The 15,481-nt window shown below is 69.6% G+C and carries 10 protein-coding genes; 9 read left to right on the top strand and 1 reads right to left on the bottom strand.

Annotated features, from left to right (window positions below; all coding sequences use genetic code 11):
- Positions 1-62 precede the first annotated feature (62 nt).
- The 8 genes from GF068_RS27800 to GF068_RS27760 all read left to right on the top strand — a co-directional run bounded on the left by GF068_RS27800 (position 63) and on the right by GF068_RS27760 (position 13,357).
- Positions 63-866, top strand: coding sequence for a hypothetical protein (locus tag GF068_RS27800; RefSeq protein WP_153822500.1), 804 nt, complete (start codon positions 63-65; stop codon positions 864-866).
- A 339-nt stretch (positions 867-1,205) separates the two neighbouring features.
- Complete coding sequence (locus GF068_RS27790) at positions 1,206-1,673, top strand: hypothetical protein (RefSeq protein ID WP_153822498.1); 468 nt, start codon at positions 1,206-1,208, stop codon at positions 1,671-1,673.
- Between the two features lie 66 nt (positions 1,674-1,739).
- A complete protein-coding gene (locus tag GF068_RS27785) occupies positions 1,740-5,612 on the top strand; it encodes a serine/threonine-protein kinase (protein ID WP_153822497.1) in 3,873 nt (1,290 codons plus the stop codon).
- A gap of 277 nt (positions 5,613-5,889) precedes the next feature.
- A complete protein-coding gene (locus tag GF068_RS27780) occupies positions 5,890-6,321 on the top strand; it encodes an STAS/SEC14 domain-containing protein (protein ID WP_153822496.1) in 432 nt (143 codons plus the stop codon).
- Positions 6,322-6,341: 20 nt separating this feature from the next.
- A complete protein-coding gene (locus tag GF068_RS27775; RefSeq protein ID WP_153822495.1) occupies positions 6,342-7,445 on the top strand; it encodes a terpene synthase family protein in 1,104 nt (367 codons plus the stop codon).
- Positions 7,446-7,480: 35 nt separating this feature from the next.
- The gene (locus GF068_RS27770) at positions 7,481-9,286 is read left to right on the top strand and encodes an acyl-CoA dehydrogenase family protein (RefSeq protein WP_153822494.1); all 1,806 of its coding nucleotides are present in this window, start codon (positions 7,481-7,483) and stop codon (positions 9,284-9,286) included.
- 199 nt (positions 9,287-9,485) lie between these two features.
- On the top strand, positions 9,486-11,465 hold the full coding sequence (traA, locus tag GF068_RS27765) for an outer membrane exchange protein TraA family protein (RefSeq protein WP_153822493.1): 1,980 nt from the start codon (positions 9,486-9,488) through the stop codon (positions 11,463-11,465).
- Positions 11,462-13,357 carry an OmpA family protein gene (locus tag GF068_RS27760; protein WP_338046595.1) on the top strand — a complete coding sequence of 632 codons (1,896 nt, stop codon included), beginning with the start codon at positions 11,462-11,464 and terminating at the stop codon, positions 13,355-13,357. Before traA ends, GF068_RS27760 begins: the two co-directional genes overlap by 4 nt.
- A gap of 131 nt (positions 13,358-13,488) precedes the next feature.
- Here GF068_RS27760 and GF068_RS27755 read toward each other — a convergent pair whose 3' ends face one another.
- Entirely contained in the window at positions 13,489-14,085 is a 597-nt protein-coding gene (locus tag GF068_RS27755) for a hypothetical protein (protein ID WP_153822492.1), read from the bottom strand.
- 148 nt (positions 14,086-14,233) lie between these two features.
- On the opposite strand from GF068_RS27755, the gene serA reads away from it, so the two are divergent.
- Complete coding sequence (gene serA, locus GF068_RS27750) at positions 14,234-15,481, top strand: phosphoglycerate dehydrogenase (protein ID WP_153822491.1); 1,248 nt, start codon at positions 14,234-14,236, stop codon at positions 15,479-15,481.

The raw sequence follows: 15,481 nt of genomic DNA, 5'->3' as shown, positions 1-15,481 counted from the left end.
GTAGGCGGACGCATGCGGCGAGCCGCGTTGACGCCGCGACCCACGAGGTCTAGGCGAAACCGATGATCGAACGGGTCACCTGTGACTTCGGACGCCTCGTCTTCGACCGAGACGCCATCGTGCGCGCCGCGCTGCGCGCGTACGTGGAGTACCTGCTCGAGGGGATCTCGCGCTTTTGGTATCCAGCCTCCGAGGGCGCGATGTGGGAGGGCGACCTCCAACGAGGCGCCATCTACAACGTCAACCTGGAAGGAGACTACGAGGTCGTGGCGTGGAACGAGGCAGGCGTCGTCGGCCTCGCGTACCAGGCCGGGCAAGGTCCGATCGAGCAGCTCGGCCTCTCGCTCGACGCGGTGACCCGCGGCCCGGACGACGTGCGCGGGGCCGTGCCGGGGCTGCCCGCCGAGCTCGAGCCCGCGTTCGTGATGGCCGTCGGCAAACTCGCCAGGGGAGAGGCGAGAGACGATGATGTGGTGTATGGGGAGAAGCTGGCCGGCGTGGGCTTCTGGCTTCACGGCAATCGCGTCGGCGGCACGCTCTTCGACGATCCGTCGCCCTGCGGCGCCGCCCGCCTGGCCGCGTGGGGCTTGCTCCACGACGGGCGCCTCTTACCGCTGTCGTGTGAATCGTACAATCCACGCCCCGGGTGGATCGTGACGAACCACAACCGCAAAGAAGACGCCCCCGCCCACGCCATCATCGACGCAGTGGTCGATCGAAGGCTGAAAGGCCCCACGGAGTTCACCCCCGCCGAGCTCGAGACGCTCCTTCACCCCACGCCCGACCCGAAGCGCGTGCACGCCGTCCAGCGCAGGCTTCAAAAGGTCGGCATCACCTGGCCCGGCTCGCCCGAGATCCCCGATTGAGTCGTACGCAAGCTCCCACGGAGCTTCGCCACCCGACAATCGAGCTTCCACCCCCCACCGGACAACCATCCCCCGATCATCAGCCAAGCATCCCCCGATCATCAGCCAAGCATCCGCCGATCATCAGCCAATCATCCGCCGATCGGCGGCGAATCATCCGCCGATCGGTCACCGATCCTTCGCCCCTCGATGGCCGATCCTTCCCCGGTGATCGGCGAACCATCCCCCGATCGCTCGCCGATCATCCGCCGATCATCGGCGAACCATCGCCTGTACAAGAGGCTCGCAACGCCCATCCAGGAGGGGTAACCTGCCCCTGAAAGTGAGGACCCTTCGAACATGGACAACAAAGTCGGCGATACGCTCCTGACGCCCGAGGAGCACGCCCTCTTGCTCTCGCAAGTGAAGGAGATCGTGGCGAAGCTCCAGGCGCACGGGATCACGCTCACCGTCGAGGAGCGCAAGCGCTCTCTCCGGCAGCGCAGGGGCGCGGAGCAACACATCCAGCGCGTGATCGACCTGGCGAAGAAGCACAACGTCTCCCTGAAGACCATCTCCCTCGCCAGCCTCGAGAACGACCTCTCCCTCACCAAGCAATTCCAGCCCATCGAGGAGGAGCTGCGCGTCGCATTGCAGATCGCCGAGGACACCGGGCTGCAGGCCGGCTCGGAGGCGTGGGAGGCGTTCCTCGCGTACTACGGCGTCCTCTCGTCCATGGGTGAACGCATGCCCGACCTCGCCGCCGAGCTCCAGTCGGTCGTGGACTTCATGGCCATCGGCCCGCGCAGGAAGCCCCCGACAACCTGAACCCCTCCCCGTCACGCGCCGCCGCTTGGCTCCCGGTGCCTCCCGGGTCAGAATCCGGCTTCGCGCATGCGCCCTGGAGACATCATCGGTGAGCGCTTCCGTCTCGAGCGCCTGGCCGGCGTGGGCGGCATGGGCGAGGTGTACCGCGCCGCCGATCTGAAGACCGGTGACCCCGTGGCGGTCAAGCTCCTCCGGGAGTCCGAGCGCGCCAGCGAAGAGCGCCTCGCGCAGGAGGCCCGCGTCCTCGAGACCCTCACGCACCCGCACATCGTGCGGTACGAAGGCCACGGCACCGCCCCCTCCGGCGCGCCCTGGCTCGCCATGGAGTGGCTCGAAGGCGAGAGCCTCGCCGCGCGCCTCGGCCGCAAAGGCCTGCGCCTCGAGGAGTGCATCCACCTCGCCGCGCGTGTCGCCGACGCCCTCGCCACCGCCCACGCGCGCGGCGTCGTCCACCGCGACATCAAGCCGAGCAACCTCTTCCTCGAGCGCGGTGAGATCGAGCGCGTAAAAGTGCTCGATTTCGGCGTCGCGCGGGACCGCCGACGCGGACGCATGACGCTGACGGGCACCATCGTGGGCACGCCGGGGTACATGGCGCCCGAGCAGGCGCGCGCCGACAAGGCCGGCGTCGACGCGCGCGCGGACGTGTTCTCGCTCGGCGCCGTGCTCTTCGAGTGCCTCACCGGGCAGCCCGCCTTCGAGGGTGAACACACGTTCGCGATCCTCGCGAGCCTCCTGCTCGCCGAGGCCCCGCGCGTGCGTGATCTGCGCCCCGACGTGCCCGAGGCCCTCGACGATCTCGTGGCGCGTATGCTCTCGAAGGACGTCGGCGGCCGGCCCGCCGACGCAGGCGCCGTGGCGCGCGCTCTCGCCGCGCTCGGCCCCGTCGAGGGCAACGCGACGGAAGCACAACCGACGTCCGCGGAGGTCATCACCGACAGCGAACGGCAGCTCCTCTCGATCGTCGCCGCGCTCCCGCCCTCGCGGCCCGACGGCGAAGAGTTGCCCACGAGGTTCCTCTCGCGCGAGCGTATCGCCGCGATCGAGCAGGAGATCGCGCCGCTCGGCGCGCGCGTCGAGGAGATCGAGGGCGGCGCGTTGCTCATCGGCCTCGTCGGCCGCGGCAACCCGACCGATCAGGCTGCACGCGCGGCGCGCGCTGCGCTCCGGCTACGCGCCCTCGCCCCCGAGGCGCGTATCGTGCTCGTCACGGGGCGCGAGGAGACGTCCCAAGGCTTCGCGCTCGGCTCGATCTCGAAACGCGCCGCCGCCCTGCTCGACCTCGGCGAGGAGGCAGGCGCCGTGCGGATCGACGCCTCGACGCAGGCGCTGCTCGACGTGCGCTTCGACGTGAGCGCGGGCGCGGACGGGATCTTCCTGCGCGGCGAGCGCGAGATCGGCTCCGGGACGCGCACGCTGCTCGGCAAGCCGAGCCCCTACCTCGGCCGCGAGCGCGAGCTGCGCAGCGTGCGCGACTTCCTCGAAGAGGGCCTCGACGAGGGCAAGCCACGTGTCGCCGTCGTGCTCGGCATGCCCGGCATGGGCAAGTCGCGCCTGCGGCACGAGCTCGTCGAGCAGCTCCGCCGCGGCGCCGTGGAGCCCGCGGTCGCCATCGGACGCGGCGATCCGATCGGCGCAGGCTCGGCCTTCTCGATCCTCGGCTCCGCCCTGCGCACGATGGCCCAGATCGGCATCGGCGAGCCCCTGGCCTCGCGCCGTCACAAGCTCGAGGCCCTCGTCGCGACGTACGTCACGGGCGACGATCACGCGCGCGTCACCACGTTCCTCGGCGAGATGATCGGCGCGCCCGCGGAGGGCGAGCGGCCCGATCTACGCGCCGCGCGCCAGAACGCCGCGCTGATGGCCGATCGGATCCGCGAGGCGTGGCTCGACTTCGTGGAGGCGCTCGTCGTCGTGCGGCCCCTCGTCGTCGCGCTCGAGGATCTGCACTGGGGTGATCGCGCCTCGATCAAGCTCGTCGACGCGGCGCTCGCGCTGCAGGGGGATCGTCGCTTCGCCGTGCTCGCGCTCGCGCGTCCCGAGCTGCACGATCTCTTCCCGAAGATCTGGGCCGAGCGGGAGATGCTCGAGGTGCGCCTCGGCGAGCTCGGGCGCCGCGCGGCCGAGCGGCTCGTGCGGCATTTCCTGGGCGAGATCACGAGCGAGGAGGAGATCCAGCGGCTCGTCGATCGCGCCGCCGGCAACGCGTTTTACCTCGAGGAGCTCATCCGCGCGGTGGCCGAGGGGCGCGGGAGCGATCTGCCGGAGACCGTGCTCGGCATGGTCGAGGCGCGCCTGCTCTCGCTCGAGCCCGAGGCGCGGCGCGTGTTACGCGCGGCGAGCGTCTTCGGGCAGTCGTTCTGGTGGGGCGGCGTGGCCGCGCTCATCGGCGAGGCGTCCCTGCCGAACGGCCGCGTCGGCCTGCTCGATCGCCTCTGCGAGCGCGAGTTCATCGTGCGGCGCCGCGAGAGCCGCTTCCTCGGCGAGGAGGAGTACGCGTTCCGTCACGCGCTCGTGCGCGAGGGCTCGTACGCGATGCTCACCGAGCGTGATCGCCGCCGCGGGCACACGCTCGCGGCCGAGTGGTTGCTCGCCTCGGGCGAGACGGATCCGACGATCCTGGCCGACCATTTCGAGAGCTCCGGCGACAAGGAGCGCTCGGCCGAGTTCTTCGCGGCCGCGGCCGAGCTCGCGCTCTCGGCCGGTGATTTCTCGGCCGCCGTGAGCTTCACCGATCGCGGCATCGACGCGAGCGGGCGCGAGGACGTCGTGGCCCAGCTCCGCGCGATCCGGGCCGAAGCGTGGAACTGGACGAGCTCGTCGGCGCGCGCCTACGAGGCGGCGATGGAGGCGCTCGCGTGCGCGCGCCCCGGCAGCAAGGAGCACGGCCGCGCGCTCGGCGCCGCCGTCGGCAGCGCGCTCCTGCTGCGCAAGCGTGAGGCCCTCGCCTCGCTCATGGCCGAGCTCTACCGCATCGAGCCCGTCGAGGACGCCATCCCCGCGCTCTCCTTCGCCTACAGCTCGGCCGTGATCTCGCAGCTCGTCATGGGCGAGCGCGCCATGGCCGAGCGCTTCCTCGCCCGCATGGAGCAGGTCGTCGGCCCCTTCCTCGCCCGCGATCCGTCCGTCGCCGGCCGCTTCGGTTACGCCCGCGGCTACTGGCACCGCTACGCCGAGGGGGACCCGTTCGCGGCCCTCGGCGTCGAGCGCGAGGCCATCGCGAACTTCACGGTCTCGGGGGATCGACGCTTCTTGCCGCTGCTCCGCGCCCACGTGGGCCTCGACCTCGTGCTGCTCGGCGCGTACGAGGAGGCCGAACGCGAGTTCGATCTCGCCCTCGCGGTCGCGACGGAGGGCAGCGTCGCCGCGTTGCTCGCGGGGTGCTTCCGCGCCGCGCTGCTCGTCGAGCGAGGCGCGCTCGAGGAGGCCATCACGCTCGGCACGTCGATCGCCGAGCAAGCCGCGGCGGACAGCGATGGCGTGATCAGCGTGAGCGTGCAGTACTTCGTGCTCGAAGCGCACCTGCGTCGTGGGGATCTCGACGCGGCAGCTCGCCTGCTCGCCGCGGTCGCGCCCCTCGTCGAGCTCCTGCCCCTCGGGCGCATCTGGGCGCTCGCGGGGCGCGCGGTCCTCGAGCTCGCGGAGGGCCGCCCGGAGAGCGCGGTTTCGCTCTCGAACCTCGCGCTCGCGCAGACGGCCGAGGTCGGCATGCGGCACACGAGCGCGCACGCGCGTATCGTGCTCACGCGCGCCGAGGCGCTCCGGGCGGCCGGGAGGGCCGAGGAGGCCCGCGCCGCGATCGACGAGGCCCGCAGAGACCTGCTCGCGCGCGCCGCTCGTATCGCGGATCCCGCCTATGCCCGGAGCTTCGTCGAGGCCGTCCCGATGCACACGCGGATCCTCGATCTGTGGCGAGCGTGGCGCGTCGTGGTGGAATGACGTTCTGAACGCCTCTTTGGGCCTCGCCCCGAAACCCTCGAAATCCCTTCGGATCGCGGGACGTCGCGGCCGGACCTGGTGTGCAGGCCGTACCCACGGGCGACGACAAAAAGCTGCGCGCATGCAACGCATGCACGCCTTCGATTGTCGTACTCGAATTTCCCGTCCGTCGACCGATTCCCGGGTGTCCTGATCCGCCGAGCGGCCCCGGCACGACGCGTGCACCTTGCGAGCGTGGGCGACCCAGACGATCGCCTGGAACTCGAAAGGCTCTCACGTGCTTCAAGATCAAGAAATACAATACGACTTTGGCCGGAGCTGGATGCGCTTCGAGCCGCCGGGCACCTGCTTCGTGACGTATGTGGGGGATCTCGACGCCCGCGTCGTCGCGGGGATGAACGCGGTGCTCGAGGCGACCGCGCGGAGCCAAAGGCACATCGACTTGCTCGTGGATCTGTCTCGCACGGGACAGGTATCGGAGCTCGTGCGGCGTCACGCGGTTGGCGGCATGCTGGTCCTGAACCCGCGCGCCACCGCCGTGTTCGGCGCCGATTTTCACCTCCGCGTGGTCGTCTCCATGATAACGAAAGCCATTCGATTGCTCCACGTCGATCTGCGTGGGCAGATCAAGTTTTTCGAGGGCGAAGCCGAGGCGCGCGCCTGGCTCGCCGAGGTCGAGCGACGAGATTCGATGCAGCGCAGCGCTTGAGCGATTTTGGGGGGCGGCACATGCATGCAGCAAGCGAAAGGCTCGACGAGGCCATCACCGTTTGTCCTGCCAGGGAGATCACGGCGCCACGCGCGCCGGACCTCGCGCTCGGGATCCCGCGCCACTGGTGGCCGGATCCATTGGTGAACGTGCACGCGGCGCGGATCGAGGAGGAGACGCTCGCGTGGTTCCGGGAGCTCGGCTTCGGCGAGCGCTCGATCTGGATCGTCCGCACGTTCGCGCCGGCCGATTACGCGGGCATGCCGTTCCCGCACGCCGGGCCGCGCGAGCTCTTGCTGCTCGCGAAGTACCTCTCGCTCTGGTTGCTCTGGGACGACGTCGACGTCGAGGGCCGCGAGCGGACGTTCCCCTTTCGTGGCCCTTCCGTGCTCGAGCCGAGCGCATCGGGCGTCACCACCCTCTTCGGCGCCACCTGGTCGGCCCTGCTGCGCGAGCTCGCCGCGACCATGAGCCCCGCCTGGATGGAGACCCTCTGCGAGGCCATGGACGCCTGGAGCGACGCCGCGCTGAAGGAAGCGCGCACCTCGAAGCAGCGCCGCGCCGGCCTCGCCCGCGTCACCTACGAAGAGGCGCTCCGCTCGCGGGTCGACACGATTGGAATGGCCGCCACGGGTCACCTGCTCGAATACGCCCGCGGCGTCGAGCTCCCGCGCGACGTTCACGCGCACGAGGTGGTGCATGCCTTGAAAGAGCTCTCCGGCAAGATCGTCGGCCTCGGCAATGACATCTGGAGCCTCGGCAAGGACTGGGCCTCGGGTTACGTCAACGTGATCCTCGCGCTCCGCGAAGAGCACGGGCTCTCCATGATGGAAGCCGTGCGCCGCATCATCCACGAGCACGACGAGGCGATCGCCGAGTACGACCGCCTCGCCCGCTCGCTCCCGAGCTTCGGCGCGGCCTGGGACGGCCCCCTCGCGGCCTGGGTGCAGGACCTGCGCCACGCCTCGCTCGGCTTCACGCTCTGGGAGTCGCGCGCCCCGCGTTACGCGGCCTTCAAGATGCTCGTCAATGGCACGCCGATCGATCCCTCGTTCATCGTGCCCACGTCGCTCGCGCCGCGCGCCGCCGCGCCCGTCGCCTCGGCCTTCGCGCCCCACCCTTGACGCCACCTCGCGGCTCGGGTCACGTGCGCCGCGCGATGCCCTCCGTCTCCACGAACCCCCTCGTCAGCGATCGATTCGTCGACTTCCTCCTCTTCGAGGTGCTCGACCTCGACGCCCTGCTCGCGCTGCCGGATTTCTCGGAGCACACGCGCGAGACCGTGGGCATCTACCTCGGCGCCGCGCGCAGGCTCGCGCGCGAGGTCCTGTTCCCCGCCTACAAGCCGATGGATGAGGCCCCACCGCGCCTCGAAGACGGCCGCGTGCGTGTCCACCGCGCCATGCACGACATCTATCCTCGCCTCGTCGAGCTCGGCGTCCTGTCGGCGACGCGCCCGCCCGAGGCGTATGGCCAGACCTTGCCCCTCACCGTCGCCTCCTTCGCCACGAGTTACCTCATGGCGGCGAACCTCTCGGCGTACGCGTATCTCGGCCTCACCACGGGCGCCGCGCGCCTGCTCGAGTCGTTCGGCTCGGACGACCTGAAGCAGCGCTTCATGGGCCCGCTTTATCGCGGCGAGTGGACCGGCACCATGGCCCTCACCGAGCCCCAGGCCGGCAGCAGCCTGAGCGACGTCGAGACCCGCGCCACCCCCACCGAGAACGGGCACTACCTCGTCAAGGGCTCGAAGATCTTCATTTCGGCCGGCGATCACGACCTCACGGAGAACATCGTCCACCTCACGCTCGCCCGCATCGACGGCGCGCCGCCCGGCATCAAGGGCGTCAGCCTCTTCGCCGTCCCGAGATTACGTCCCGAGGCGGGGAAACTCGTCCCGAACGACGTCGAGGTCGCCGGCGTGATCCACAAGATCGGCTGGCGCGGCCTGCCGAGCCTCGCCCTGAATTTCGGCGAGGCGGGTGATTGCCATGGTTATCTCGTCGGCGAGCCTCACCGCGGCATTTCGTACATGTTTCAGATGATGAACGAGGCCCGGCTCATGGTCGGCATGAATGGCGCCGCCACGGCCTCGGTCGCCTTCCACGAGTCGCTCGAATACGCGAAGACGCGGCCCCAGGGCCGCAAGCTCGGCGACAAGGACCCGCGCGCCCCGCAGATCCCCATCATCGAGCACGCCGACGTCCGCCGCATGCTCCTGCGCCAGAAGGCCATCACGTGGGGCAGCCTCGCCCTGCTCGGGCTCACCGCGCGCCTCTCGGATCTCGCCGAGCACGGAATCGACGAGCAGGCGCGTGGGCGCGCCGCGATGCTGCTCGACCTGCTCACGCCCATCGCCAAGAGCTTTCCGGCCGAGCGAGGCTTCGAATCGAACACGCTCGCCGTGCAGATCCTCGGCGGCTACGGCTACACGAGCGAGTACCTGCCCGAGGCCTGGCTGCGGGATCAGAAGCTCAACAGCATCCACGAGGGCACGACGGGCATCCAGGCGCTCGACCTGCTCGGCCGCAAGGTCCCGACGGCGGGCGGGGCCGCGTTCGCGGCGCTGCTCGAGGAGATCGCGGCCACCTGCGACGGCGCGCGGGACGCCGGCGTGAGCGCCGATCTCGTCGGGCGCGTCGAGGGCGCGGCGATGGCCATGCGGCAGGTCACGCTGCACCTCGGCGCCCTCGGCGCGCAGGGTGACGTCCGAGGCATGCTCCTGCACAGCGCCGATTACCTCGACCTCGCGGGGACCACGGTGATCGGCTGGACGTGGCTGCGCCTCGCCGCCGCCGCGCAACGAAGCCGGCAGGATCGCCCGGCGGATCACGATTTCTACGAGGGCATCGCGTCCGCCGCGCAGTACTGGATTCGCACCGAGCTCGCGCGCGTCGGCTACCTCGCGCAGCTCTGCCGCAGCGGGGAAGACTCTTACGATCGCGTACGACCCGAGTGGTTCTGACGCGAACACACGTGGCGATCACGATGTGAGATTTCCTGCCCGCGCGCGGTCTTCTCCCCGGCGCGCGGGTGAGGCCCGGATCTTGTCTGGATCACAGGGTTCATGGTAGGGTCGCGGCTGTGCCGCGCAGTGCGGCGCGAAGGCCGACGGTGCCATGGACCTCAGACGAATCCTGCTTGCTTCAGTCGCCCTCGCCGCGATGGCTCCTCGCGTCGCGAGCGCTGCGCCGGTCACGATCCCCGAAGGCGTGTCGGACCCGCTGGACGGCCTGGGAACGGGCCTCTGCGCGGCGTCGGCGATCGCGGCGAGCGTGAACGAGTTCGGCGACGTGGTCGACAACTACACGGGCGCGGTCAATGCCTTCATCGAGGCCCACGCCGTCGATCGCACCGAGCACGTCATCCGCACGTTGCTCGATCTGTCCAACAACAACGCCAGCATCGACAAGGTGAGCTACGGCGACTTCATCGACGTAGCTCTCGATCAGGGCTGCAAGACGGGCGGCTGCGATTTCTTCGTGAACGACACGTCGACGAGGTTCGGCAGCCGCCTGCGTGGCTACCTCAACGTCCCCGCGAATTGGGTCAACCAGCCCATTCACTTCGGGTTTTACTCGGACGACGCCGTCAGCCTCACCATCTACGACAAGCAAAAGGGGATCTACAACGTCGTCACGCGCGCGCCCGTACTCGGCGCGGCCACGTGGCGCTTGACGAACCAGGTCACCTTCCAGAATGCCGGCCTCTACCCGATCGAGATCCTCTACGTCCAGCTCACCGAGCACGCAGCGCTCGAGATGTCCTACTTCATCGGGGACTTCGTGGACTTCGAGCGAGAAGCGAACGTGCCGCCGATCACCAAGCTGAACGATCTGAGCTTCACGGCCTTCCCCTCGACCGCGTTTTTCCAGACCCTGAGCGGCAACCCCTCGTACGATGATCTCGGCGTCTGCAAGCAGTGCAGGCGCGAGTTCGCCGATCAGGGGGGGAACAGCGGCTGCGACAACGGGTACTACTGCAACTCGGCCGCGCTCTGCGCCCCCTGTGACACCAACACGCTCTGCGGCCCGACCTGCTCGCCCTGCGACGAGGCCACGCCGTTCTGCGTGAACCTGAACGGCAACCTCCAGTGCGCCGGCTGCCGCACCGACGCGGACTGCGCGGGCGGCTTCACCTGCAACCCCGACACGAAGACCTGCGACGAGTGCAACGACAACACCGACTGCCCCAAGGGCGAGGCGTGCGTCGAGAACAAGTGTGAGCCTTGCTCGACGAGCGCCGAGTGCGCCGGCGCCTCCTGCAACTGCTGCCCGAACGGCGCGAACGGCCAGCAGATGAAGTGCGCCCCGCTCGACACGAACGGCGATCCGAGCTGCGTCGAGTGCACCACGGACGCCGAGTGCGGCGGCGGCATCTGCAACCTCTCCGTCGGCCGCTGCCAGGGCACGCTGCCCGAGAACAACACGCCGACGTGCTGCGGCGACGGCTGCGTCAACTGCACCGCGCTCGAGACCATCGTCATCAACGGCACGACCCAGCCTCGGTACCCCTTCTGCCTGCCCGGGCCCATCGGCACCGCGTGCGCCGAGTGCCGCCACGACATGGATTGCGCCGAGGGCGCCTTCTGCCTGAGCGGCACCTGCACGCCCTGCACCCGCGACAAACGTTGCGGCCTGCGCTGCGATAGCTGCGGCGGCGACACGCCCTTCTGCTTCGGCCAGAACGCGTCCGTCGCCGCGTGCGTGCGCTGCACCGACGACTCGCAATGTGGCGACGGCACCACCTGCGACCCCGTGACCCACACCTGCACGATGAGCGCGGGCTGCCTCTTGAGCTGCGCGCCCGACAAGCCGCACTGCGACGGCGACGAATGTGTCGCTTGTTATGCCGACTCGCACTGCCCCTGCGGCGGCACGTGCAACCTCTCCACCAACACCTGCACGCCCTCCTGCAAGGCCAACGTCGACTGCCTCGGCAACGAGCACTGCCGCTGGAATGAAAGCGAGACGGCGAAGGAGTGCGCCCTCGGCCCCATGCCCGACGGCGTCGATTGCGGTGGAACGCTCGCCACGATATGCTCTGCGAGGCCCGGCCGACATGGTGGCGGCGCGCCCGGGGCCGCGTTCCTCGCTCTCGCCATTCTTGCCCTGCTGGGGCGCCGCCTTCGAGGTGAGCCGTGAAGCGATCCATCTCTGTCCTGCTCTCGCTCGCGACGCTCGCCGCGGCGCCTCTGGCCGCGGAGGCCGCCGAGGAAGGGCGCTTCGACGCGCAGACCTTCCGTCCCTCCGCGGCGCCGCGTGATCTCGTGATGATCCAGAAGTCCGAGGTCATCGGCCACCTCTCGCCGACCTTCGGCATCTACACGGACATCGGCCTCGATCCGCTCGCGGTCGCGGCGATCACGACGGGCCAGGAGATCCGCGCCGTCGGCGCGCGCCTGCAGGTCACGGGCCTCGCGGGTATCGGCTTCTTCGACATCTTCGACGTCACGATGGCGATGCCGTTCGTCGCCTGGCAGATGTCCGACAACCTGAGGCCGCTCGGCACCGAAGGCGAGATCGCGCCGAACGCGCTCGGCGATCTTCGTTTCAACACCAAGATCGCGATCCCGTACCTGAACCGGAAGGCCCAGATCAAAGAGGGCTTCGGCATGGCGCTCACGGGCAACTTGAACCTGCCCACGGGCGACCAGAACGCCTTCGCCGGCGACGGCGCCGTCTCCGGCGGCATGGGCCTCGTCGCGGATTACCGCTTCAACTTCGGCCTGCTCGTCACGGCGAACGGCGGCATCTGGTTCCGGCCCGATCGGCAGTTTGCCGGGACGAAGGTCGGCGACATGGCGAACTTCGGCATCGGCGCGGAGATGTACGTCGTGCAGCGCTGGGGTTGGTCCGTGCTCGGCGGCGTGTACGGCTCCGTCTCGCTCGTGAAGTTCCCCGACAGCCCGTCGCAGGTCCCGGCCGAGGCGCTCATGGCGATGCGCTGGCAGTGGGCGAGCGGCTTCTCGCTCACGGTCGGCGGCACGTTCGGCGCGAACTGCGGGTTCGGCGCGCCCGTCTTCCGCGCGTTCGCGGGCCTCACGTGGCAGCCGTCGAAGTCGCGCGAGCAGCAGGAGATCGATCGCCTGAAGCAGATCGACAGCGAAGATCCCGATCATGACGGCCTCATCGGCGAGGCCGATCGTTGCCCCGAGCTGCCCGGCGTGCCGCAGAACATGGGCTGCCCCGACTCCGACTCCGACGCCGACGGCGTGCCGGATCGTGAAGACAAGTGCCCGATGACCGCGGGCGGCCGCGGCGGCTGCCCGGGCGCGTTCATCAAGGGAGACGAGATCAAGATCCTCGATCCGGTCCACTTCGCGACCGACAAGGACATCATCCTCGACGACTCGAAGTCCGTGCTCGACGCGGTCGTCACGGTCCTCATCAACAACCCCGAGATCCGCTCGGTCGAGATCGAGGGCCACACGGACGTGCGCGCGAGCGACGTGTACAACATCAACCTGTCCCAGCGCCGCGTGGACAGCGTCCGGGCGTACTTGATCCAGAAGGGTATCGATCCCTCGCGGATCACGGCGAAGGGGTACGGTCACTCCAAACCCGTCTACGACGACTCCGGTTGCCTCGGGAAGGACGAGGAGCTCTCGGAAGACTGCAAGTTCATGACCGCGACGAACCGCCGCGTCGTCTTCCGCATCAAGGGCCATGGCAGCGCGCCCGGCAGGGCCGTCGGCGGCGGCGACACGGTGCTCTCCCCGCGCGACTCCGCGCTGGACAACGGCAGCGTGCTCGACAACAACGGCGTGCTGAACGGCGCGAGCACGCTCCCGAGCGCCGGCACCTTGCCGAAGTCGAGCGGCGTGCTCGAGCCGCGCAAGGGGACGCTGCCGGGCAGCACGCTCGATCGCTCCGGCGCGCAACCCACGCCCGAGGCGCCCGACGGGACGGACAAACCCGCCGAGGGGACGGACAAACCGGTTGATGGGAAGGACAAACCCGGCGCGAAGGCGCCGGAGGCCGCGCCCTCGTCGCCGAAGCCCGGCACCCCGCGCCAGCCCACGGCTCCACGCTGAGCCGCGCTCCTCCCCACGCCTCGACGCAGGCGTGGGGAGGAACCTTGGTCCTCAAATGAAACGAGGCCACGTGCGGCCCTCCCTCGCGGAGGACTCGCGCGCGACCTCGTCCGTGACGCCTGGGCGGGCGGCTACTTCTTCGTCGTGGTCTTCGTCGTGGTCTTCGTCTTCGTCGTCGTGCCCGTCGACGTCGTCGTGGGCGCGGGCGCCGCGGTCGCCGTCGGCGTCGGCGTCGGCGTCGGCGGGGGCGACTTCACCTCGACCGACGTGTCCACCGGCTTCGGCTCCTTCGGCGCCGTGGCCTCGGGCGGCGGCGTCGGCTCACCCGCGGGCTTGTCCTCCTCGGTCTTGGCGCCGAGATCGAGCGGCTTGGCCGCGGCGCCTTCCCGTCGCGTCCACACGATCGCCGTCCCCGCGGCGACCTTGCCGTAGGAGGCGTCGGGCAGGCGAATCTCGTCCTCGACCGCCTCGATCACCGCGTCGCCGCCCGCGAAGCAGGCGGCCTTGCGGAGCGATCGCAGGCGCTCCGGCTCGGTCTTGGCCGAAGGCTCGCTCTGGACCGGCTCGAGGCGATGGAACTCGCGATCGGGCTGGGTCTTGCCCGCGAAGATGGGCATATCCGTGCAGAACTCGCCGGACGGCGTGCGCATGTCCTGAAAGCGAGGCGGCGCTGCGCAGGCGATGAAAAGCGCGGCCGTCGCGGCCGACAAGAGAACGACACGTTGCATGGCCATTTTCTTACCAGTTCAGGGGTACCTCGTGCAAACGTCGCGTCGAAGGAATCGAACGAAAGGAAGCGAGCCGGGGGTGGGTGGTTTTCAGGCTGGCCTGCGCCCGCCCATGCGGTAGACATGCGCCCCCGAACGAGGACGCGCCATGACCATGCCTGCCCCGGCGGCCCAGACCCGCGACACCATCCAGATCCTGCTGCTCGAGAACATCCACCCGAGCGCCACCGAGACGTTCAACGCCTTCGGCGAGGGCCGCACCTACGCCATCACGCGGAAGAGCGGCGCGCTCAAGGAGGACGAGCTCATCGCGGCCCTCCCGGGCGTCCAGCTCCTCGGCATCCGCAGCAAGACCCGGGTCACGGCCCGTGTGCTCGAAAACGCTCACGACCTGCTCTCCGTCGGCTGCTTCTGCATCGGCACGAACCAGGTCGACCTCGTGGCGGCGAACGCCCGAGGCGTACCGGTCTTCAACGCGCCGTTCAGCAACACGCGCAGCGTCGCCGAGCTCATGATCTCGGAGATCATCGCGCTCGCCCGCCAGCTCGGCGATCGGTCGCGCGAGGTGCACGACGGCGTGTGGAAGAAGGTCGCGGCGCAATGTTACGAGGTCCGGGGCAAGGTCCTCGGCATCGTCGGTTACGGGCACATCGGCCGTCAGCTCGGCGTGCTCGCGGAGGCCGTCGGCATGCGCGTGTTCTACCACGACATCGCCGCGCGACTGCCGATGGGCAACAACCGCTCTGTCCCCTCGCTCGCGACCCTGCTCGCCGAGAGCGACTTCGTCTCGCTGCACGTGCCCGAAACGCCGGAGACGCGCAAGATGATCGGCGCGGCCGAGCTCGCGAAGATGCGCAAGGGCGCCTACCTGCTCAACGCGAGCCGCGGCACGGTCGTCGACATCCCGGCGCTCGTCGCGGCGCTGAAGGACGGTCATCTCGCGGGGGCGGCGATCGACGTCTACCCCGAGGAGCCCGAGTCGAACACGGACAAGTTCAAGACCGAGCTCCAGAACCTGCCGAACGTCCTGCTCACGCCGCACATCGGCGGCTCGACGGAGGAGGCGCAGGAGGCGATCGGGCGCGAGGTCGCGGCCGTGCTCAGCAAGTTCGCGGCGATGGGCGCGACGACGGGCTCGGTGAATTTCCCGCAGGTCGAGCTCCCGCCGGTGAAGGGAACGCACCGCATCCTGAACGTGCACCGCAACGAGCCCGGCGTGCTCCGCGACGTGAACCGCGTCGTCGCCGACCTCAACGCCAACATCGACACGCAGTTCCTCGCGACCGAGGGCGCGATTGGTTACCTCATCATGGACCTCGAGCAGGACGTCTCCGCCGAGGTGAGCCGCCGGATCCAGGCCTTGCCCTCGAACATTCGCACGCGCGTCGTCTACTGA

The sequence above is a fragment of the Polyangium spumosum genome (genome assembly GCF_009649845.1).
Taxonomy (GTDB): domain Bacteria; phylum Myxococcota_A; class Polyangia; order Polyangiales; family Polyangiaceae; genus Polyangium; species Polyangium spumosum.
This window is presented reverse-complemented; position numbering and strand designations above follow the sequence as displayed.

Coding starts and splice junctions, on each gene's coding strand:
- GF068_RS27775 (WP_153822495.1), top strand. CDS start 6,342: ATGCATGCAGCAAGCGAAAGGCTCGACGAGGCCATCACCGTTTGTCCT.
- GF068_RS27785 (WP_153822497.1), top strand. CDS start 1,740: ATGCGCCCTGGAGACATCATCGGTGAGCGCTTCCGTCTCGAGCGCCTG.
- GF068_RS27755 (WP_153822492.1), bottom strand. CDS start 14,085: ATGCAACGTGTCGTTCTCTTGTCGGCCGCGACGGCCGCGCTTTTCATC.
- GF068_RS27770 (WP_153822494.1), top strand. CDS start 7,481: ATGCCCTCCGTCTCCACGAACCCCCTCGTCAGCGATCGATTCGTCGAC.
- serA (WP_153822491.1), top strand. CDS start 14,234: ATGACCATGCCTGCCCCGGCGGCCCAGACCCGCGACACCATCCAGATC.
- GF068_RS27800 (WP_153822500.1), top strand. CDS start 63: ATGATCGAACGGGTCACCTGTGACTTCGGACGCCTCGTCTTCGACCGA.
- traA (WP_153822493.1), top strand. CDS start 9,486: ATGGCTCCTCGCGTCGCGAGCGCTGCGCCGGTCACGATCCCCGAAGGC.
- GF068_RS27790 (WP_153822498.1), top strand. CDS start 1,206: ATGGACAACAAAGTCGGCGATACGCTCCTGACGCCCGAGGAGCACGCC.